Origin of the sequence: Bacillus methanolicus, assembly GCF_028888695.1 — a bacterium.
Taxonomy (GTDB): Bacteria; Bacillota; Bacilli; order Bacillales; family Cytobacillaceae; genus Bacillus_Z; species Bacillus_Z methanolicus_B.
In genome coordinates, this window is the sequence record NZ_PNFF01000001.1 from 1469146 (window position 1) to 1490843 (window position 21698).

The 21698-nt window shown below is 39.3% G+C and carries 22 protein-coding genes, 1 pseudogene and 2 other annotated features; of the genes and pseudogenes, 4 read left to right on the plus strand and 19 right to left on the minus strand.

Annotation, left to right across the window (positions count from 1 at the left end; genetic code table 11):
- Nucleotides 1-16: 16 nt before the first annotated feature.
- From trpA to trpE, 7 genes are read right to left on the minus strand one after another with little or no spacing between them, the layout of a single operon-like run.
- Nucleotides 17-799, minus strand: a complete 783-nt coding sequence (trpA, locus tag C0966_RS07290) for a tryptophan synthase subunit alpha (protein ID WP_274854588.1) — start codon at nucleotides 797-799, stop codon at nucleotides 17-19.
- Nucleotides 796-2001 (minus strand): tryptophan synthase subunit beta, encoded by a 1206-nt coding sequence (gene trpB / locus C0966_RS07295; RefSeq protein WP_274854590.1) that lies wholly within the window; start codon nucleotides 1999-2001, stop codon nucleotides 796-798. Before trpB ends, trpA begins: the two co-directional genes overlap by 4 nt.
- Nucleotides 2001-2609, minus strand: coding sequence for a phosphoribosylanthranilate isomerase (locus C0966_RS07300; RefSeq protein WP_274854592.1), 609 nt, complete (start codon nucleotides 2607-2609; stop codon nucleotides 2001-2003). The genes trpB and C0966_RS07300 overlap by 1 nt, the downstream gene beginning before the upstream one ends.
- Entirely contained in the window at nucleotides 2606-3394 is a 789-nt protein-coding gene (trpC, locus tag C0966_RS07305) for an indole-3-glycerol phosphate synthase TrpC (RefSeq protein WP_274854593.1), read from the minus strand. The genes C0966_RS07300 and trpC overlap by 4 nt, the downstream gene beginning before the upstream one ends.
- Nucleotides 3395-4420, minus strand: coding sequence for an anthranilate phosphoribosyltransferase (gene trpD / locus C0966_RS07310; RefSeq protein WP_274854595.1), 1026 nt, complete (start codon nucleotides 4418-4420; stop codon nucleotides 3395-3397).
- Entirely contained in the window at nucleotides 4392-5003 is a 612-nt protein-coding gene (locus tag C0966_RS07315; protein WP_274854597.1) for an anthranilate synthase component II, read from the minus strand. Before C0966_RS07315 ends, trpD begins: the two co-directional genes overlap by 29 nt.
- Nucleotides 5000-6385, minus strand: coding sequence for an anthranilate synthase component I (gene trpE, locus C0966_RS07320; protein WP_274855727.1), 1386 nt, complete (start codon nucleotides 6383-6385; stop codon nucleotides 5000-5002). Before trpE ends, C0966_RS07315 begins: the two co-directional genes overlap by 4 nt.
- A 74-nt stretch (nucleotides 6386-6459) precedes the next feature.
- Nucleotides 6460-6834 (minus strand) — a binding site (T-box leader).
- A 223-nt stretch (nucleotides 6835-7057) separates the two neighbouring features.
- Nucleotides 7058-7311: a binding site (T-box leader), on the minus strand.
- A 172-nt stretch (nucleotides 7312-7483) separates the two neighbouring features.
- Between trpE and C0966_RS07325 the strand changes: the two genes are divergently transcribed.
- Complete coding sequence (locus C0966_RS07325) at nucleotides 7484-8737, plus strand: MFS transporter (protein WP_274854599.1); 1254 nt, start codon at nucleotides 7484-7486, stop codon at nucleotides 8735-8737.
- Nucleotides 8738-9020: 283 nt separating this feature from the next.
- Here the strand turns inward: C0966_RS07325 and C0966_RS07330 are convergent, their stop codons facing one another.
- From C0966_RS07330 to C0966_RS18655, 3 genes are all read right to left on the minus strand, one after another.
- A complete protein-coding gene (locus C0966_RS07330; RefSeq protein WP_274854601.1) occupies nucleotides 9021-9788 on the minus strand; it encodes an alpha/beta fold hydrolase in 768 nt (255 codons plus the stop codon).
- A gap of 85 nt (nucleotides 9789-9873) precedes the next feature.
- Nucleotides 9874-9996 (minus strand): hypothetical protein, encoded by a 123-nt coding sequence (locus C0966_RS07335; protein WP_274854602.1) that lies wholly within the window; start codon nucleotides 9994-9996, stop codon nucleotides 9874-9876.
- A gap of 263 nt (nucleotides 9997-10259) precedes the next feature.
- Nucleotides 10260-10343, minus strand: a complete 84-nt coding sequence (locus tag C0966_RS18655; RefSeq protein WP_425535938.1) for a putative holin-like toxin — start codon at nucleotides 10341-10343, stop codon at nucleotides 10260-10262.
- A gap of 886 nt (nucleotides 10344-11229) precedes the next feature.
- Here C0966_RS18655 and C0966_RS18570 point away from each other — a divergent pair.
- Nucleotides 11230-11385 (plus strand): annotated as a pseudogene (locus C0966_RS18570) (nucleotidyltransferase family protein); the annotation flags it as partial.
- Between the two features lie 106 nt (nucleotides 11386-11491).
- Here the strand turns inward: C0966_RS18570 and C0966_RS07340 are convergent.
- The 8 genes from C0966_RS07340 to C0966_RS07375 form a co-directional block, all read right to left on the minus strand.
- The gene (locus tag C0966_RS07340) at nucleotides 11492-11932 is read right to left on the minus strand and encodes a hypothetical protein (RefSeq protein ID WP_274854603.1); all 441 of its coding nucleotides are present in this window, start codon (nucleotides 11930-11932) and stop codon (nucleotides 11492-11494) included.
- 516 nt (nucleotides 11933-12448) lie between these two features.
- Nucleotides 12449-13375, minus strand: coding sequence for a 1-phosphofructokinase (gene pfkB, locus C0966_RS07345; RefSeq protein ID WP_274854604.1), 927 nt, complete (start codon nucleotides 13373-13375; stop codon nucleotides 12449-12451).
- Between the two features lie 474 nt (nucleotides 13376-13849).
- Nucleotides 13850-14245 (minus strand): DoxX family protein, encoded by a 396-nt coding sequence (locus C0966_RS07350; protein WP_274854606.1) that lies wholly within the window; start codon nucleotides 14243-14245, stop codon nucleotides 13850-13852.
- A 220-nt stretch (nucleotides 14246-14465) separates the two neighbouring features.
- Nucleotides 14466-14900: an Rrf2 family transcriptional regulator gene (locus tag C0966_RS07355; protein WP_274854608.1), complete on the minus strand. Its 435-nt coding sequence runs from the start codon at nucleotides 14898-14900 to the stop codon at nucleotides 14466-14468.
- Between the two features lie 428 nt (nucleotides 14901-15328).
- Nucleotides 15329-16462, minus strand: coding sequence for a thioredoxin domain-containing protein (locus C0966_RS07360; RefSeq protein ID WP_274854610.1), 1134 nt, complete (start codon nucleotides 16460-16462; stop codon nucleotides 15329-15331).
- Nucleotides 16463-16504: 42 nt separating this feature from the next.
- On the minus strand, nucleotides 16505-17206 hold the full coding sequence (locus C0966_RS07365; protein ID WP_274854612.1) for a thioredoxin domain-containing protein: 702 nt from the start codon (nucleotides 17204-17206) through the stop codon (nucleotides 16505-16507).
- A 37-nt stretch (nucleotides 17207-17243) separates the two neighbouring features.
- Nucleotides 17244-17405, minus strand: a complete 162-nt coding sequence (locus C0966_RS07370) for a DUF255 domain-containing protein (protein WP_274854614.1) — start codon at nucleotides 17403-17405, stop codon at nucleotides 17244-17246.
- A gap of 180 nt (nucleotides 17406-17585) precedes the next feature.
- Entirely contained in the window at nucleotides 17586-18776 is a 1191-nt protein-coding gene (locus tag C0966_RS07375) for a glycosyl hydrolase family 18 protein (RefSeq protein ID WP_274854616.1), read from the minus strand.
- Between the two features lie 306 nt (nucleotides 18777-19082).
- Between C0966_RS07375 and C0966_RS07380 the strand changes: the two genes are divergently transcribed.
- Nucleotides 19083-19640, plus strand: a complete 558-nt coding sequence (locus C0966_RS07380; protein WP_274854617.1) for a DUF4352 domain-containing protein — start codon at nucleotides 19083-19085, stop codon at nucleotides 19638-19640.
- Nucleotides 19641-19766: 126 nt separating this feature from the next.
- Nucleotides 19767-20111 (plus strand): hypothetical protein, encoded by a 345-nt coding sequence (locus C0966_RS07385; protein WP_274854620.1) that lies wholly within the window; start codon nucleotides 19767-19769, stop codon nucleotides 20109-20111.
- 53 nt (nucleotides 20112-20164) lie between these two features.
- On the opposite strand, the gene C0966_RS07390 is transcribed toward C0966_RS07385, so the two are convergent.
- Nucleotides 20165-21240 (minus strand): IS3 family transposase gene (locus C0966_RS07390; RefSeq protein ID WP_274854622.1). Its coding sequence is split into 2 segments (ribosomal slippage): nucleotides 20165-21039 and nucleotides 21039-21240, totalling 1077 coding nucleotides; the frame shifts between segments, so codons are not numbered across the junction.
- Nucleotides 21241-21698: the final 458 nt, after the last annotated feature.

The window sequence follows — 21698 nt, forward strand, 5'->3', positions numbered from 1 at the left end:
ATTTATAAATCAGCTATTAAACGGATTGAAAAGACTTTGCGGCCTTTATTAAATCTTCAATTCCCTTCAAATCTCCCTGTTCAAATAACTCGATAATCTTGCTTCCGACGATCACGCCGTCACAGTACTGACTCATTTCCCTTACATGCTCCGGTGTGGAAATTCCAAATCCGGCGAGAACCGGCTTATTGCTGACACTCTTTACCCGATTTAAATACTTGCTCAACTCTTTTTGAAAACCTGACCGGGCTCCGGTGATTCCCGTCACTGTTACGGCGTATAAAAATCCTCTGCCCCGTCCGGCAATTTCTTTTATCCGTTCAAGCGGACTTGTTAAGGTAACGAGACGGATCAATTCAATTCCTGAATCTTCCAACATTGGAGCAATCAGTTCTTCCTCTTCAATCGGAAGATCCGGAATAATACAGCCGTCCACACCTGCTTTTTTAGCGTCAAGAATAAACTTGCCCATTCCATAGGCAAGGACAGGATTTACATACGTCATCGCAATCAGAGGAATCGAAACAATCGGACGAATTTCCGCAAGCGCTGATAAAACTCCTCGTAATGTGGTTCCTTCCTTTAAGGCGCGGATGCCGGCACGCTGTATGGTCGGACCGTCGGCAACAGGGTCGGAAAATGGAATTCCGATTTCAATCGCGGTTGCACCCGCTTTTTCCAAGAAAACAATTTTTTCCTGAAGCGAATCAAGTCCGCCATCCCCGGCCATTATATATGGAACAAATGCTTTTTCATTTCTTTCTTTTAAGGTTGCAAATGTTTTTTCTATCCGGTTCATGATTCCAGCTCCTTTCCCAATCTTGCTTTAACTTGCGGAACATCTTTATCTCCGCGCCCTGACAAGCAAACGACGATCGCTTCTTCTTTCTTCATTTTCGCGGCAAGTTTTAATGCATAAGCCACTGCGTGTGCGCTCTCGAGAGCCGGTATGATTCCCTCCAAACGGGATAGCAGCTGAAATGCTTTAAGAGCTTCCTCATCTGTGATCGATTCGTAGCTGACACGGCCTGTATCTTTTAAATAGCTATGCTCAGGGCCTACGCCGGGATAATCAAGGCCGGCGGAAATCGAGTGAGCCTCTAAGATTTGTCCGTCTTCGTCCTGCAGTAAATACATATAGGCTCCATGCAATACTCCCGGCTTGCCTTTTGTAAGCGATGCCGCATGTCGGCCAGTATCAATCCCTAATCCGGCAGCTTCCACTCCGTACAATTTTACTTCCTCATCTTCCAAAAACGGATAAAACATGCCCATCGAATTGCTGCCCCCGCCAATACAAGCAACAATCGCTTCAGGCAGCCTTCCTTCTTTTGCAAAAAATTGTTCCTTTGTTTCCATCCCAATCACACTTTGAAAATCACGGACAATCATCGGAAACGGATGCGGCCCCATCACAGACCCCAAAATGTAATGTGTATCATTGACGTTTGCAACCCAGTAGCGAAGCGCTTCATTTACGGCATCTTTTAAAGTGCCGCTTCCTGACGAAACGCTGACAACTTTGGCTCCGAGCAGTTCCATGCGAAACACATTCAGCTGCTGTCGTCTGATGTCTTCTTCTCCCATAAATATCACGCATTCGAGATTTAATAAAGCACATACCGTAGCTGTTGCGACTCCGTGCTGGCCGGCCCCTGTTTCAGCCACAACTTTTTTCTTTCCCATTCGAAGGGCGAGTAGCGCCTGGCCGATTGTATTGTTGATTTTATGGGCTCCGGTATGGTTTAAATCCTCCCGTTTCAAATAAATTTTGGCCCCGTTTCCGTGCCTGGTTAAGTTTTCTGCATAGTATAAAGGCGTTTCCCTGCCAACATATTCCTTAAGTAAATCTTTCAATTGCTGCTGAAAAGCCGGGTCTTTTGCCGCTTTTTTATATTCATCTTCCAATTCAATGACGGCCTGCATCAGCGTTTCCGGTATAAATTTGCCGCCGTAAGGTCCAAAATGCCCTTTGTGATCCGGTAATGTATAGGTTGTCATTAGATTCTCACTCCTTTTGCATCTTCAATGAACGCTGCTATTTTTTTGATATCCTTTTTTCCGGCTGTTTCAACACCGCTGCTGACATCAACCATATACGGCTGAACAGTCCGAATCGCAGTGCAAACATTGTCAGGAGTTAAGCCCCCAGCTAAAATAATCTTTTTTTCTGATTGAATCCCTTCGGCGATTCGCCAATCAAACTTAATGCCATTTCCCCCGCGGTATTTCCCCTTAGGGCTGTCTAGAAGAATGTAGTCGCATGGAAAATCGTTCAGTTTTCGCAAATCATCTCGGGTTTCAATGCTTATGGCTTTTATTACCGGAACAGAAAATCCATTGCAAAATTCCGGCGGTTCATCCCCATGCAGTTGAATCATGTTCAATCCTGCTTCCTTGACTGTTGCCTCAATCACCTCTTTTGCCTCATTAACAAATACGCCGACTTTCACCACATCCGCCGGAAGATGTAAAGCGATCTCTTTTGCATTCTTAGGGGAAATTTTCCGCTTGCTTTCGGCAAAAACAAAGCCAATCGCATCTGCACCAGCTTTAACTGCTTCAAGAGCGGTCCCACGGTCTGTGATGCCGCAAATTTTTACTTTCACGGCTGTTTCACTCCTAATAGAGGCATTTTCATTTGCTTAAACGTATTTCCCAAGCTATCTCCTGTCATAAATGTTTCTCCGACCAAAATTCCGTTTGCGCCTGAGCGGACGACTCTCTCCACATCCGCCCGCGTTTTCAAACCGCTCTCGCTGATGAGAAATGCGCCCGATTGCTTTACTTTCGGCGCAAGCCTTTCCGTAACGGCAAGGTCGACTTCAAACGTCTTTAAATTCCGGTTATTGACGCCGATTAATTTTGTTCCCGTCTTTAAAGCTTTTTCCAGTTCTTCTTCGTTGTGAACTTCAACTAATACCTCCAGCTCTTTCGCACTTGCATAGGTATAAAGATCTTTCAGCCTTGTTTCCGAAAGAGCCGCCGCTATCAAAAGAATGATGTTTGCACCTGACGCATATGCCCGGTCGATTTGGATCGGATCAATGATAAAATCCTTGCACAAAATCGGAACATCGACTGCTTTCCTAACCGCCTCAAGGTCATTAAACGACCCTTTGAAATAAGGAGTGTCCGTCAACACTGAAATGGCATCAGCACCGTAACGTTCATACAATTTCGCCTGTTCAACCGGATCAAGCCCGGCATTAATGTCTCCCTTTGAAGGGGAAGCCCGCTTAAATTCGGCAATGATGGCAACTTCTTCTGTATTTTCGAGGATTGATAAAAAAGACCTTTTTACATAAGGCTCGCAAATGGCAGGCTTTTCCGCTTTCAGCCTTGTAATCTCCTCTTTCTTCGTTTCAATAATTTTATCTAAAATCGTTCCCACTTAGATCACCTCTATTTGAATTACCTTGCTTTTTTCAATAAGGAGCTGCAGCTTCTCAAACGCTGATCCGGAATCAATGCTTTCTTTTGCCAGTTGAATACCTTCCTGTATGGAGTCCGCTTTTCCGGCGGCAAAAATGCCAATTCCAGCGTTAAGGAGAACGGTCTCACGCCTTGCCCCTTTTTCGCCTTTCAGAATGTTTGTCAAAATTTCCGCGTTTTCCTTTGCGTCTCCGCCGCGGATGGCTTCATTGTTGTAAACAGACAGGCCGACCTCTTCCGGATGGACAGTCATATTCCGTATTGACCCTTCTTCGAGCACAACTAAATGGTTTTCTCCTTGAAGAGAAGCTTCATCCATAAATCCTGCACCGTTCAAAACGACAGCCCGTTTTCGTCCTAATGCGTTTAAAACTTCGGCAAACATCCCGATCAGATTGCGGCGGTAAATACCAAGCAATTGGTATTCGAGATCAATTGGATTTGTCAGCGGACCGATTAAATTAAAGATCGTCGGAATCCTCAAGTCTTTTCTTACTTTCATAATTCGTTTGATCCGGGGGTGAACATTCGGTGCAAACAAAAAAGCTATGCCGATTTCTTCAATTAATTCCTCCGTCCGTTCCGGCGGCAAATGTATATTCACCCCTAAATGCTCAAGAACATCTGCGCTTCCGGTCTTGCTTGAAATGCTGCGGTTTCCGTGTTTAGCAACCGGAATCCCTGCACCCGCCAATACAAATGCGGAAGTTGTGCTGATATTAAAACTTTTCGAACCGTCGCCGCCCGTTCCGCAATTATCCATAACATTGGGAATTTTCTTTCTAAATGGAAGAGAATGTTCCCTGAGCGCCTTTACTAATCCGGCAATTTCGTTTACGGTTTCCCCTTTTGTTTTTAACCCGATCAAGAAAGCGGCAATTTCACTGTCAGTCACTTCTTCGGAAAATAAAAAGCTGACGGCTTCCTGCATCTCATATTCTGTTAATGATTCTCTTTCAGTTAATTTTTGAAGAAAAGCTTTCATGGCTGTTCTCCTTCCTGATATTTTTTAAAAAGTTGTTTATAATCTGCTTCCCTGTTTTTGTACCCACCGACTCCGGATGGAATTGAAGCCCGTAAAGAGGGAAGGATTCATGTTTTATCGCCATAATTTCGTTATCATCCATCGATCTTGCAAGCACTTTAAATGCTTCCGGGAGTGTGCCGTTTTGAATGACTAACGAATGATATCGCATGACTTCTACCGGCTGAGGCAGATATTCGAATAAATAAGTTCCTGTATGAGTCAGTTTTGACGTTTTTCCATGCATGACTTTGCCGGCCTTTTCAATCACTGCCCCGAAAGCATACCCAATTGCTTGATGGCCAAGGCATATACCAAGAATCGGAATTTTTTGATAAAAAGCTTTTATGATATCTACACATATGCCTGCAACTTCGGGTCTTCCCGGCCCAGGCGACAGAACAATCGCTTCGGGATTCATCATTTCGATTTCCTTCAAGGTGATCCGGTCATTCCTTGCCACCTGTACGTCCTCGCCTAATTCGCCTAAATATTGATATAAATTGAATGTAAATGAATCATAATTGTCGATTAACAGTATCATTTATGATCCTCCAAAAATGCTCTTAATTTATGAAGCGTCTCTTCGTATTCTTTTTCCGGGACCGAATCATGGACAATCCCTGCACCTGCCTGTATATAAGCCTTGTTGTTTTTTACAAGCATCGTCCGGATCGCAAGTGCAAAGTCCATATTTCCATTTGCGGAAAAGTAGCCGATCGCTCCTGAATATACGCCTCTTTTTACTTCTTCAAGTTCATTAATGATTTCCATTGCCCTGATTTTTGGAGCCCCGGACACTGTCCCGGCCGGGAGGCAAGATATTAATGCATCAACCGGTGCATATTGCTGTTTTAACGTTCCGCTAACTTCAGAGACAATGTGCATGACATGTTTGTATTTTTCAATTTCCATATATTTTTCAAGTTGGATGCTTCCAAATTCACAAACCCTGCCAAGATCATTGCGGCCAAGATCAACAAGCATCCGATGTTCGGCAAGTTCTTTTTCATCCTCCATTAGTTCCTTCTCCAGGCTTTTGTCCTCTTCCTCACTTTTACCGCGCGGCCGTGTTCCGGCGATTGGGTTTGTCGTAATTTTCGTTTTAACTTTCTTTACAATGCTTTCCGGAGAAGCGCCGGCAACTGCATAGTCTTCAAAATCAAGGTAGTACATGTATGGTGATGGATTATCAATTCTTAATTTCCGGTAAAACGAGAACGGGTCACCTTCAATCGCTGCTTCCAAACGCTGCGACAGAACAACCTGAAAGATGTCTCCTTCAAGAATGTAGTTCTTTGCGATTTTTACTTTTTCAATAAAATCATCTTTCTTCATGGAAGCCTTAAAGGACGATATCGAAGCTTTTAAAACGGGAGTGATGTCGGTACCATTCAGTACTTCTTCCTTCCGTTTGAGAACTTTTTTTCTGATATGTTCATTGCTTGTTTCCCGCTGAATCGGCGTTCCGATGATGAATACCTTTTGCTCCAAATGGTCATAAACGATCACTTCTTCGAAAAACATTAAATGTACATCAGGCACCTGCAAATCATCGTCAAGTTCCTTTCCAATTCGTTCGTATTGACGAATCGCATCATATGCCACATATCCTACCGCCCCGCCGATAAAAGGGATATCTTTCACCGTTTGATCTCTATTCGGGAGAAATGCTTTTAATACTTCAAGCGGTTTTTCGTCTTTTATTTTTCTGACCTTTCCTTTTACAATTTCTGTCGTTTTCCCGTATCCTTTCAGCTCAATAGCCGGATCTGCGCCGATAAACGAATACCTTCCAGTTTTCTCATGCTTCAGTGAGCTTTCCAGCAAAAACTTTTTCTTTCCGGATATTCGTTGAAAAATCGAAATCGGCGTCAGTGTATCTCCTTCCAATTCCACAACGATCAATTCATCCATGTTCAGCATTTTCTCCAAAGGGCATTAGCTCCTTTCTTTTTGTGAAAATAAAAAAGTCCTCTATACGCACGAGAATTGTGCATATAGAGGACGATATCGTCAGACCGCGGTGCCACCTCATTTGGAGCATAAAAATGCTCCCTCTCTTCGGGTACGTGAAGGACGGACTGGCGTTTTGTACAAACTCGGCCTTTTTCTCTTTGGCCAGATTCATTCGCCATGGCCGGCCAGGTCAAGACATTTTATTTCTGCGCAAAATATCTTGGCGGTCCTGGACGAGAATACTCCGCCTTTCTTTATACCCTATCCTTTTAACGGTGGAATTCCGTGCAGCCCTACTAAAGTTCAGGCTGCCTCTCGTAAGCCCATTCAGCTGAATCCTTCATACCGGCTTTCACCTGACCCGGCTCTCTGTCATGAAGTTCCATCAGCTTACTATTCTTACTCATCGATTTACCATTTTCATTTTTTGTGGTAAAAGGGCGGTGGTGCGCTATTAACGAATAGAAATGCCAACCTGCTTTAGCTAGTTACATATTAGCATTGTTAATAATTAGAGCCTGGCTTCGCTCACACCGCCTTATTATGTTGGAAATGTTTAAAATGAAACCTATTTCCATGTTATGGTTGGATGTTTAAAGCCATGCACGTTTTCTGAAAAACAAAAAGGGCTTCAAGCCTGTAAAGGACGAGAAACCCGTGGTGCCACCTTCATTAGCTGAAAAAATTCAGCTCACTTTATAGGTATCAAAGCATTATGCTTGAATACCTGTCTCTTGTAACGATGAGACCATTCGCCAAAGCCTACTGCTCATACAAGAGGTTCGGTTTGGTGGCTCGGAAGCCCATTCGCTATTACTTCCACACTGATTTGCACCAACCATCAGCTCTCTGCAGTTTCCATAATAGCTACTCTTCTTCGTCAACGCCGCATCTTATTTTGATTTTCATCATAATAAGGATTAAAGAAAAAGTCAAGAGAATTTTTTAAAAAATTAATTTATTCTGATATGATTTTTTTCCATAAAAAGCTATTCATTTTTCCTTCTAGTATTTGAAAAATGGCAAATAGTAATGGAAAGAGAATTCTAAAGGCAGGTTATTGAGATGGAACATTTAGAAAAGCTCCCAAAAGGACTCGCAAAAGAAAAATCAGACCGGTCAAGACAGAACTTTCATAAGCATTGGACGCTCTTATCGCTTTCATCGATTCCGCTCATTATGACCCTTGGGAATTCAATGCTTTTTCCTGTATTTCCGATGATGGAAAGAGCGTTAAATATTTCTTCTTTCCAGTCGAGCTTGATTATAACAGTTTATTCAGTCGTTGCAATTTTTCTCATACCCATTGCCGGTTTTTTGTCTGATCATATCGGCCGCAAAAAAGTAATCATTCCAAGCCTCTTGATTTCAGGTATTGGTGGGATCATTTCCGGGTGGGCTTCGTGGAAGATGAATGATGGTTACTGGCTTATTCTTATCGGCCGGGCATTGCAGGGAGTTGGTGCTGCTGGGGCTGCCCCGATTGTTATGCCGCTTGTCGGAGATATATTTAAAAGTGAAGACGAAGTCAGCAGTTCTCTTGGAATGATTGAAACTTCGAACACGCTTGGGAAAGTTCTAAGCCCTATTTTAGGTTCATTTTTGGCCGGTTTTATATGGTTTCTTCCTTTTTTTGCATTTCCTGTTTTTTGTGCAATTTCTATCCTGCTTATGTTTTTCCATGTTAAAACGCCAAAATCAAAAGAAGAGCCGATACGCTTTAGCATTTTTTTCAAAAAAGTGAAAGATATTTTTATTTATAACCGTCGCTGGCTATGTGCAGCTTTCTTGATTGGTGCTATTATAATGTTTGTCCTATTTGGAATGCTGTTTTATCTATCAGAAGTTTTGGAAAAGGACTATGAGATTAAAAATGTCAGGAAAGGGCTGCTTTTAGCCGTTCCTCTCGGAGCACTCTGCCTTTCATCTTTTATTACCGGCAAAAATATTAAAGAAAATAAAGTGCTCATGAAATGGATTACATTTGGGGGAACATTGCTGATGGCAACATCGATTGCCTCTTTAAGTTTTTCTAAAACGTTATGGTTTATTATTGCAATGTTTTCCTTAAGCGGAATCGGAATCGGAGCGGTGCTTCCTTGCCTCGATGCACTGATAACAGAAGGGATTGAAAAAGAGCAAAGAGGAACAATCACTTCGATCTACAGTTCGATGAGGTTTGTCGGGGTTGCGGCAGGCCCTCCGGCCATTGCGATTCTCATGAAGAATACCGAACAGACTTTATTTTTTCTTCTAAGCGGCTTAAGCATTCTGGCCGCACTCGCCACATTTATGGCGATCAAACCTGAAAAAGAATGAACGAGCTAATCCGCATTGGGAAAAATCAATGCGGTTTTTTAATGAAAAAGTTTTTGACCTGTTTTTTTTTCGCCACTTTTGAGCAATTATGAGTGACATTTTTTATGAGACGCTCTTTAAGATTTATGAACTTTAAGGTTTATAAGCCACTTTTGAACTTTTATGAGCCACTTTTTAGATTTATGAGCCATTTTTTAAGATTTATGATCCACTTTCGAACATTTATGAGCCAGTTTACAAAAAATACCACAGAATCAGGATCTGCGGCACAATTTCCCTATAATTAATCTGCAGGAACTTTTTCCGATAAAAATCCTGTTATCAATTGATTGAACAGTTCCCATCTCTTCGTTGGCAGGTGATGGGATACTTTGGAAATTATTGCAATTTGGCAATTCGTATGCTTTTTGTAGGCGCGAGCATGTTGATTTACAATGTCTCTTGAACCGTATAACAACAGTAATGGCGCTTTCAGCTTATGAAGGCGGTCAAGGCAGGAATATTGAAGAGATCGTTCATAAAAATCAAACCATGTTTTCCGGTCAGCTTTTTCCATATGATGCAAAATGTCGTTCCTCAATTCCTTATTGTCCGTATGGCTCGTTGCGATTATGTACCTCAAAAATCCGGGAGCATGCTTTACGAAATACATCCCAATAAGATGTTCATACTTAAAGGCCGGAGACATTACTTGCGGAAACCCTCCGGAAAGAATAAGAGCTAGTGTCCGGTTCGGATTTTGAAGAGCAAATTCCTGTGCAACAACTCCTCCGGATGAATAACCGCAAACAACCGCACGTTCGATCTCTAGATAATCCAACAAACCTTTAATTTCTCCGGCAAATCCGGCTATTGAAACTTTTCCTGCCGGACCTGTTGTATCCCCGTGCCCGCTTAAATCAGGCAGCAAAACACGAAAATGCTTGGCAAGCTTTTTTTGATAATAAAAAACTTTCCGCCCCATCGCAGGAGGGTGAACAAAAACTATCGGAACACCTGAACCGATATCTTCGAAGAAAATGTTGTTTTCTCCATGGGAAAAATACGGCATAAATATCAGTTCCTTTCAGCAATTTTTCCGGTATGTACGTTAAAAAAGAGGCAGTTTTATTCTGCCCCATTCGTTCTCATTTCTATCATTTTGGCCGTGTTTTTTTAGCTTTTTTGTCGACCGGTTTTAATTCACCGGCAAATTCGGGATCTGTTATGCTTTTTACACTTTGAAGCCCCGATTTTGTTTTCCGGTTTCGTTTTGTCATGTTGTTACCTCCCAAAGAATTCTGCTTACAAGACATACTATTCCATTATAGTCCTATATTCATTCAGACCGTCGTTAATCCGTGACATTTTCCAAATAGTATGGTATTCTTGAAATGATAAAATGAAACAATTTAATAAACATTTGAAATAGAAAATGACCGCAGGTGTTGCAGCACCGGCGGTCACTGCCATAGTCGTTCCCACAGGGGATCGGCCTACGAAACAAGATAGACCTCTCCCTCAATTTGCGGTCAAGGGAGGTCTATTTTTTTTGGTTGAATGTTAAAACAGCGATGATCAGAGTTGCAAATGAAATCATCAATGTCATCGCTTCAAAAACTGTCAAAAGGCCTCACCCCCTTTCATACGGGGCTAGCCGACCTCCCTTGCGAAACGAACTATCGCTCCTATAGTATACCATATTTTCGTCCACTTAATAGAACATGTGTTCGAAATTAGTAAAATTGAGTCAGAACTCCTATGTTTTCCAGAAAAGGGTCCTATCTCATTTCCTGGAAAGTGGTCGATATATTCCAAAAATGGTCGATAAACCGTGAAAAGTGGTTGATATATTCGAAAAGTGGTCGTTAATCCGGGAAAAGTGGTCAATATTTTCGAACAGCATTAAGTAAGCAAGCCACTCCTTACAAACATAAATGATCACTTTTCAGGTAAAAATAAGGATAAAACCAAGGCTGTGATTGCAGATGGGAAATGGGCTTGTATATCATTATTCTGATTTTACTTGTTTTCATTGTTTTTATATTTGGAGCGTGGAGGCACTGGGAGAAATACCTATCAACTCTGTTATACGGCTCTTCGATGAATCTTCTTTCATATGTCATTATGGGCAGAGACCGCTTATGGTTTCATGTGCCTTCAACACTATGGAAAGATATCACTGACACTTTTGTACTCCTTCCCTCCTTGAATCTGCTTTATCTTAGTTTTTTTCCTACTGAGACGAAAAAGAAATGGATCTATTTATTGAAATGGGTGGTAGTCTCTCTACTATTCGAATGGCTGTTGGTTCGTTTCGTCGAATTTGGCTATAATGAAAAATATCATTTTTGGATGGAACTTCCCTTTTATTTTTTTATGTACGGTTTCATAAAGCTTCACACAAAAAGACCGCTTTTAACATACGGTTTATCGATTCTTTTCATTGCATTTCTTATTATCTTCTTTGATTATTCACTCGAAAAATCTTATTTAGAAAGGTAATCATTACGGATCATGCTATGACATTTGATAACTATATGGATTTAAAGTTTAATCTCGAAGATCACTTTCAAAAGCCGGTAGATTTAGTCATTTTAGATGATATTAAACCAGCTCTAAAGCAAAGGATTCTAAGGAGTGCTATGTATGCGGAGCATTGTAAATAAAACAGGAGATAAAAACCTACAATGTGTAGGATTTATCTCCTTCTTATTTACTATATCATTTACTCTGAAGAATAACTAGTTAGTTTGTATCAGCACTATTAAAATATCATTCAAAAGTCCTTTTGTAATTTTTTGTTTTAACAATATTTGGACCAGTTTGTGGAACATACATATCATATTGAATTCTTAACCCAGTCTTCTTCTTTTTAGCAGTTTTAAAATCACCAATAATATTATTAGCACCAATCTCATAAAATAACTTTGCCACACCTGTATAGGGATTAAGTGTTACAATGTATTCTATAATTAATTGTATATTACCGGGTTTTGCTTCATACTTTTTAACAATTTTGTTTACCTCGCTTTTGGTCCAGTAAACATTGTAGCGGAAAACTTTATAGGTAGTACACGTCCTAGTATATCCGCTACCTGTACATTCCTTGACAGTTTTTCCAGCAGCACTAACTTGGTTTATGTTAGAAGCAAAAGGGACAAACACTGTAAATACTAATAACATAGAAAGAAAAATTTTTGTTGCTAACTTCATTTTTTAACATCCTCCTTTTTCTGATTATTTCCATAATTTAGTTTATTACAAATATAACCAAAATGTAAACATGAATAATTACCTGTTTTAAGATGAGACTTCAATACTACTAACTCGCGTTTCAAAAGCATCTTAATACTGTAACTCAAAAAGAAAATCCAAAATGATAAATGGTATGTTCTGCAAGAGCCTATAATTTATAAATATGTAATTGGAAACCAAAAATGTTAAGAACGGCAATTAAAATGTACGACTTGTCAACAATTGATCTTTTTTGGAATTACTTATTATAGAAAATAGAACTATAACAATAATTCTTGTCATTAAACCGAAGTATGTAAGAGTATTGGATTAGTAGAATGATGGCCGTTTCTGTTTAACAATAATAATATTGAAAAAGAGCACTATTTAAGTGCTCTTTTTCGTATATGTCGTTGTTCGCTGCAAAAATCAATTAAAAACCTATTGGAGTTATTTATTTCGAAAGCGATCATCTTTGTTTCAGTTCCGTAATTTTCATTCTAGCTCTATCCCAATTTGTTTAATTGAAACGTGAGGCAATAATTTTTCGACTTTATCTGAAGTGCATAATCCAATTGAAAAAGCGGTTGCACTTCCGGCGGCGACACTGTATCGGAACGCTTCTTTAACGTCTTTTGTTTCTTCGTATTTCGCTAAGAAACCGGCTACCATCGAGTCTCCCGCTGCAACAGAACTTATTACTTCCCCTTTCGGCACTTCAGCAATTAAAGCACAAGCTTCATTGATAAAAACTGCTCCCTTTGCAGCCAGTGAAACGATCACATTTTGGGCGCCCATATCCAAAAGCTGTTTCCCATATTTAATTGCTTCTTCTCTAGAAGTAATTTCTGTATCAAAAAATTCCCCAAGTTCGTGATGGTTTGGCTTAATGAGGAACGGCTTGTATGGAAGAACTTTCTTAAGCAAGTCTCCTTCGGCATCAACGACAAACCTGGTTCCGTTTTTGAAACAGATTTTCACAAGCTCTTCGTAAGTAGTTTTTGGCATTGCCGCTGGAATGCTACCCGCTAAAATAAGCAAGTCTCCATCTGTCAGGTGATTGATTTTTTCTTTTAGGCCTTGAAAGTCTCTCTCAGAAATGTGAGGGCCTTTTGCATTGATTTCTGTTTCTGTCTTTGTTTTTAGCTTTATATTGATTCGTGTATCTTCTTTAATTCTTACAAAATCGGTTTCTATTTTTTCATTTTGTAAAAAGTCTTCAATGTATTTTCCGGTGAAACCTCCAATAAAACCGAGCGCTCTAGTTGTTACTCCCATTCTTTTTAAAACTCGGGAAACATTAATTCCTTTTCCGCCCGGGAATTTCATCTCGCTTTTAGACCGGTTTAACTCTCCAATCTTAACCTCTTCCAGTTGGACGAAATAGTCAACGGACGGATTTAATGTCAATGTATAAATCATACTGTCACGACCTTTATCGTTATTTTGTTTCTATATGCTTCGAAAAACCGCCAGTCAAATGCGTGCTTAAAGATGCGAGAATAATTTATGTCGTTTCGGAGTGATCTTCTTTGATCAAATCTTACTGGAAAACGATTGCAACAATCAATCATTTTCTAAAATTTCATTTTATTAAAATGATTTTGTAGTTTTTTGAGCAATATAATAATTATATGATTTTGATTGCTCTTGCTTAACAAGTATGATAGAATTTTTTTCAATATATAGTATTAAAAATGTTAAAAACATACTATATATCGTTTTCTTCACAATTATTTTAATGGTCTCTTTTTCTATTATTGATTCGCTCGATGAGAGCGAATTTTTTTTTGAATAATAAAACCCCTGCTTTAAAGCAGAGGGAAAATTTAAGAAGTAATATCCGATTGTCATATCACTTTCATTTCTATTTAAAATCCATTCTCCGAATTAAGATCAAAAAATAATGGCGTCAATTGAATAGCTTCCCGCACCAATTAGTGCAACCCCAATTGCTGCAGCTAGCAAAACAAGATTAAATTCATAACCGTTTTGCGCAGCCCAAAAACCGTTAGATCCATGAACTTTCACAATTGCCACTAACATTGTTCCGGCAATCAAAGCAGCTGCAAGCGGAGTGAAAAGCCCAAGTGCAAATAAAGCTCCGCCTAAAAATTCAGCTAGTCCTGCTAATAATGCCATCTGATACCCCGGTTTAATTCCTATTGATTCAAAAAATCCGCCAGTTCCTTTCAAACCGTGGCCGCCGAACCAACCAAATAATTTTTGGGCTCCATGTCCCATAAAAGTAAGTCCAATTACTAGTCGAATAATTAAAACTCCTAGATTCATTTCTCTCCATCCTTTCGTCTATTACCTTTATTTCAAGATATTTTTATTCAATTATCTCGAATTCGAGATAATTGTAATATATTTCTCTTTAAAATGTCAAATTTTTTTTCCTTTATGCTGGCGCAATGAAGGCTCTTACGTATCCCTCCTTCCATTAAAATTGAGAGTGAATTTTGTTGTAACAATCATTGTTACATCTAGTTTAAAAAAAAATACTTTTTTAACTGGATTTTATTTTTTGAACGATGCCGGTTGTAATTTCCTCCATCGTTATTTCTTCAAGCACTTTTTCCATCGCATTTTGTGCTTTTAGTAAGACAAGTTCAAGAACAGGTTGAATGTTTGAACCGACCGGGCAATTCGGATTGGGGTTATCATGAAATTGAAACAGTTCTCCTTCTTCGACTACATCAACTGCCCGATATACATCCAAAAGTGTAATCTCATTCAGGCTTTTAGTAAGACTTGCCCCGCCGGTACCCGCACGAACGTTAACGAGCTCTGCCTTCTTAAGCATTCCCAGTACTCTGCGTATAACGACTGGATTCGTGTTGACACTTCCGGCAATCCACTCGGAAGTACAAACTTTATTTCTTTCTAGCGCCAGCAAAGATAGAATATGAACCGCTACCGTAAAACGGCTGCTGATTTTCATTACTTTCACTCCCTTGTTGTAACCATTATAGTTACAATCCACATAAAAAGTCAAGAGAAAGGGCCCAGCATACCCGGTTTTTCTTATTTCTATATTAGAATGGAAGCTCATAAATGTGAACGACGGCTCATTTATCGAAATAGAGGCTCATTTATCAAAATAAAAGCTCATTTATCAAAATAACGGCTCATAACCTCCCTTTGATCACGAGCTTCTAACCAAAAAACAGCTCTATTACACAATAAAAAATCAATATAGATATAAAAATAATTGTTTACGCCTTGTTTAGACATGATAAACACAAGGCGAAACACGAAGAAGCACAAAGACGATCGAATAATTTATAGGGGCCAGATTCTTCCTGATGCTCCTTGTTGAAAGATTAACTTTCCTTTTTTTTGAAAAATGATTGAGGGAAAAGCCCCCCCTCAATCATTTGCGATCTTAAGTTCTTTCAACACATCTTTCAAATCATTCAAAGGTTGTTGGCACGTAAAGTTTTCACAAATATAAACAGTTAAATCAGAATCGGTAGCTGCATAGCCTCTCTCATAAATTTTTTCCAATTCTTCTTGATTATTTGAAGTTAACGGAGCGAGTTCCGGAGTATAAGCTTTCTGAATGATACCAGCTAATTCACTGCGCTTTTCCGGTGTGCCGACGATAACCACTTCACGCATCGGAAACTCTTTCAAGAGCAAGCTTTGCAACAAAAATGTATGGCCTGGTCCATAAGATTCCACGTCATGTTTGAAGAAACGATGCATCTCATCCACTATATCAAACCATTTCGTCTCACCCGTAAAATGGCCAAGCCGAAGAAGGCTGACAGCCGCTGCACTGTTCCCGGACGGCAGAGCCCCGTCATACACTTGTTTTTCGCGGACGATTAATACTTCCCCGTCGCTTCTTGTAAAATAAAAACCGCCATCCAGTTCATCCCAAAAATGCTTTTTCATCTTTTCGGCAGTATTTCTGGCTTTGTCCAAATATTCCATTGAGAAAGTTGCTTCATACAACTCCAATAACGCCCATAAAAGAAATGCCCAGTCATCGAGATAAGCGTTGAACTTCGATTCGCCGTCACGGTATCTGGCCATAAGCTCCCCATTCACCACTAACTTTTCTTCAATAAACCGCAATGCTTTTTCTGCCTTTTCAACATAATCTTTATTTTGAAATGCCTGGCCTGCTTTTGCCAGTCCGGCAATCATCAACGCATTCCATGAGGTCAAAATTTTATCATCAAGATGTGGATAGACCCGCTCTTGTCGTTTTTCAAAAAGCTTTTGACGGGATTCTTCGAGCTTCGCCTTGCCTTCTGCGAGTTTCAACCCGGCTTCAGCAAAGGTTTTCACTATGTTCGTATGAATGAGGTTCGGAATATTTTTCCCTTCAAAGTTTCCGTCAGCCGTTATATCATAAACCTTGCAGAAAAATTCCCCGTCTTTTTCACCGAGCACATCTAAAATTTCCTCTTTCGACCAAACATAATATTTCCCTTCTTCCCCTTCGCTGTCCGCATCAATGGCCGAAAAGAAGGCACCTTCTTCATTCGTCATTTCTCTCGTGATAAACTCAATGATTTGCTCAGCAATTTCCTTTTATTTATTGTTTTTTGTCACTTGATAAGCTTCGGAATACGTATAAAGAAGTAGTGCATTATCATAAAGCATTTTTTCAAAATGTGGAACGAGCCACATCGCATCAACCGAATATCTGGCAAAACCGAACCCAATATGATCATAAATACCGCCATTCGCCATTGAAACGAGCGTATTTTCAACCATTTTCAATGCCATTTCCTTGCCGGACCATTTATAATACTTCAGCAAAAACATAAGATTGTGCGGAATCGGAAATTTCGGCGCATCTCCAAATCCGCCGTAAACGCTGTTAAAGCTGCCGGCAAGCTGCTGATACGTTTTATGTAAAACATCCGCTGAAGGCAATTCCACACTTGATTCCCTTGCCGATTGTTTCAAAGCTTCCGCCGCATCAGTTGCAATCTTTTCAATATGATCACGATTTTTCATGTATTGGTCATACAATTGAATGATCACTTCTTTAAACCCCGGAACACCGTAGCGGCTTTCTTTTGGAAAATATGTTCCTGCAAAAAACGGCTTTTGATCCGGTGTCATAAACACACTTAACGGCCAGCCGCCGTGTCCATTCATCATCTGGCAAATGTTCATATAAATTGAATCGATATCCGGACGTTCCTCCCGGTCGACTTTAATGGAAACGAATCTCTCATTTAACAGCTTTGCAACCTCTTCATCTTCGAACGATTCACGTTCCATAACATGGCACTAGTGGCATGTGGATTATTACACCAAACTAGGAGTACCCAATAGATACGAAAACAGGTTTGTTTTCGCGTTTCGATTTCTCGAATGCTTCATCTCCCCAGGGGTACCAATTAACAGGGTTATAAGCATGTTGTAGTAAATATGGTGATTTTTCAGCGATTAATCTATTGGGTTTTTGATTAGTTGGCATATGACCACCTTCTTTCCTAATGATTTTTTTGTTAGTAAAATTTACATAATTACCTTGCCACAAATTGAAATAAAAGATTCTCTTAAAGATAAAGAAAGCCTTCAAGCTTCAATTTTGTAAAAAGTTTAAAAACAAAGAGCCCCCATCACCAGACTCTTCTAACATTTTCCTTTCTTCCGCTTAGTGTCTTTGAATAATAAACTGATCTTCAAGCAATGTCCAATTTTGAGGGAAAGGCTCACCAAGCACCCAGTAGGCCACACCATTTAGCCCGTATTCTTTTACGAGATTAAACTTTGCCTGCATACTCTGTTCATTTTCAAACCAGACAACATGTTTTTTGTTTTGCTCATCAATGTAATTGAACCAAGGTGCCTGTGACTCATTGTCATAATGAATTTCAGCTCCTTCTCTGGCTGCCAGGTCAGCTGCTTCCTCAGGAGCGATTCGTTTGGCGAATTTGCCGCCTTTTTTATAAGGTAAAGTCCAATCATAGCCATACAATGGAGCACCCATTACAATTTTGTTCCGCGGAATCACGGAAACGGCATAATCCAGCACTTTGCGGACTTGCGGAACCGGTGACACCGCCATTGGCGGACCGCCGGACCACCCCCATTCATAGGTCATTAGAATGACGAAATCTGTTAACTCCCCATGTCTCTTATAATCATGGGCTCCATGCCATGGTCCTCCTTGTTCATCGCTCGTTTTAGGGGCCAATGCAGTTGAAACAGCAAAACCGGCTTTGCGAACCTGTGGCAAGATCGTTTCGAGAAAGCCGTTATACAACTCACGGTCCTTTTCGCGAATATGTTCAAAATCGATATTTAAGGCTTCGTATCCTTTCGCTTTCATCGTTTGAATAACGCCTTTGATCAAGCTGTTAGAGGCTGTTTTATCTGTAAAAATGCGATGAGCAATATCCGGAGAAAAGTTTCCTTCTGCAAAGTTGGTGATCACCATCATTGGAATCGCACCGGATTTTTTAGTAGCCGAAATTGCTTCAGCGTCTTTAATTGGAACAAGACTTCCATCGGCGTTCACTCGGTAACTGAAAAAAGCTACATATGATAAATGCTGGCTAACCCCTTTTAAATCTGAAACAGATTGCTGCGGGGTGATCGGCTCAAGAAATCCAATCGAGTTAATGGGTCTTCTATCGTGGGCCGTCTTTGCCGGATTGACCTCTTGAATCCGCTTTGCCGGAGATTGGCTATGCTGTATACGAACAGGCGAGTTATCCCCTTTATTCTGCGCTGACGTGCCTTGTTGTTGTTTATCTTCAGAAGCGCCCTGTTTATCATCGTTTCCATTTCCGCATCCAGAAAGAACGAGAGAAAGGCAGAGCAAAATGACAAATTTTCTCATGACATCATCTCCTCTTGTTTTTTTATATAATTCCAAAACAAGAGGATGAATATTCTAGAGTTTCTGTAAATCTTCAGGTATCTTAACCCATCTTTCTCTTGAAAAGCAACTAAAGTCCAATTTCTCCTTTTCTACCACTTGTACAACTTGTCCAAAATGCTATTAACCCTACTTATCTATAAAAAATATTTACCTTTTTTTATAGAAATTTTTAAAAAATCCAATCTATGCATATAACAGAAAATATTGTAATATTTAGTAGTAGTTTGTCTATTTTTGTTTAAATTTAGAAGGAGTGTTGGTTGTATGAAAAAAATCTTTGTTACTGCATTGATTGTTGGTTTCTTGTTAACAGGCTGCAACGAAAGTAGTACAACTGCAGTTAAAGACAGCAATCAAAATCAGCAAACAGATGAACCGAAGGAAACGAATGTGAAATTCGGAAAGGAATTTAAGGTTGAATTTAGAAACTGGAATGGGGAAATCGAGCAAGAAATTAAATTAAAAGTTGATAATGTTAAAATAGAAAGCAATATTTCTCCTGATCAAATAACGAATGAACAAAATGATTTTGTCGGCTTGGACTTATCTGTTGAAAATATCGGAAAAACAGAAACTAATGAATTTACTGTTACTGCTTCATCTTTTTCGGTATTTAATGATAAAGGGATGGAGATTAGTTCCTTTCCAGTTATTGGGGGAGATAAAGTTACATATAAACCGACAAATTTAAGACCGAACGGAAAAAACGAAGGAAGAATCTATTTGACTATTCCTAAAGGCGAAAAAGTCTCTGAAATTATTTATTACAACAATCTTATTAAGGATAATGGTGATAAATTTATATTTAAGGTTAAAAATTAACGAAAATCACACCATTATTTCTTAAGTTTAAAAGGAGTGTTTTATGCACTTCTTTTTATTGTTTCAATAGTCTTTATCGAATTCATTCGCTTTTTTTCGAGTTAGATATAAAATAGGAGGGTTTTTATGTATTTTCTTTCAGAATTAATCATCACTACTATTTTTACTCTAATATTATTACTCTTACCATTACAGATTTACTGGGCAATATCCATTAGTAGATGGGCTAAACGATTACGATATCATCCCGTTTCCGAAGAACAAGCCCTTGAAGTTATCAATTTTTTTAGGAAAGTCTGGTATATACCAAATGCACCGAAATACTGGGGAGAATGCAAAAATATTTATTACGCTGTTCTTCATTCACCTGTTGTTACATTTGAAACAAAAAAACAACTGTTCACTATTTTAGAGCGTCGCAAGGTATATGGACTAAGACCACCATACAAAAAGAAACAGAATCATTTCTAAAAAAGGAACATTACATATGTTATCAGAAACAGGTATGGTATGTCAACACTAAACTAGACAATTTTTTTAAGGTGTTCCTTTTTGTATTCAATAGGGCTTAAATACCCGAGTGTTCCGTGAATTCTTATATGATTAAACCAATGTACATAATCATCTAATTCCAATTTTAATTGCTCTAAACTTTCAAAATATTTTCCTTTTACAAATTCTGTCTTAATAATTTTAAATGTGGCTTCGGCTACTGCGTTATCATATGGGCAACCTTTCATGCTTAACGACCGTTTAATCTCGAATGTTTCTAAAGCTTCATCGATTGTCTTGTTTTTAAACTCGTTTCCTCGGTCTGTGTGAAATAATTGAATTTGTCTTAAATCAGCTTTAATCATTGATAACGCTTGGTAGACTAGTCCAGCATCTTTATTAGGACCCGCACTATGTCCAACAATTTCTCGATTATAAAGATCGACAAATAAACAGATATAATGCCAGCTTTTTTCCACTCTCACGTATGTTAAGTCGCTGACTACAACTGTCAATTCTTTTTGTTGATCAAATTCCCTATTCAACACATTTTCAACTTTAGATTCATTACATTTATCCACATGTGGCTTAAACTGGGCAACTGTATATTTTGATACTAGCCCATTTTCTTTCATGATTCGGCCAATACGTCTTCTGGATGCAATTTTACCGAGTTTTTTCAACTCATGTTTTATCTTACGAGTGCCATAGTTCTGGCGGCTTTTATGAAAAATATCGATTATGGTAACAGTAAGTTCATCATCTGATTTAGATTGTTCTTTTGCTTCATAATAATAGGTACTTCTTGGGAGTTGTAGGACGTCGCACATTGCTGATATCGAGTATTTGTGACGATTATTTTTAATCACATTTACTTTCGTCCTAGTATCAGCGCAGCTTGCTTTAAAATATCATTCTCCATCAGTAAACGCTGATTTTCTTTACGAAGCTTGATCAGTTCTTCTTTTTCAGGTGTTCGGTTGTCCTTCTCTTTAAATGAACCAGATGTTTGGCTCTGTTTCACCCATTTGTCTAATGCCGAAGGCGTTAAATTGTATTCACTTATAATGTCTTTTCTAGGCTTACCACTTTCATATAGTTTGACCATTTGAGCTTTAAATTCATGAGTAAATGTTCTTCTAACTCTTGTTATATCGGTGCACCTCCATTAACTGAATGAGATGAAGTAGACTTCCAAATTTAGAGGGTAAACACCGCAACTTGACAAGGAGCCTCTACGGGCATGCTTTCCCAGCCAGGAAACCAGATGATGAAAACATCTGGCTTGCCAAACAGGCTAGCATACCCGCCTCTCCTAGTAAAGTTGCTGGTATGGGATCTCTTATGCTTGATTAGCAGTATACCCAGATTGGATGGTTAGTCTACCTGACCTTAATTTTTTTGTCCAGTTAAGTGTAGCCGATTCACCTTTATAACCAGTGAAATAAGAAGTTGAATCACCATGCCCAACATTGTGAACGTACTAATCATTGCATGCAGCTCCTTAAAAAAATTCTCTTCTAAAATTTCCTTCGCGTTTTACTACTTATTCTCCTTGGATTTTCT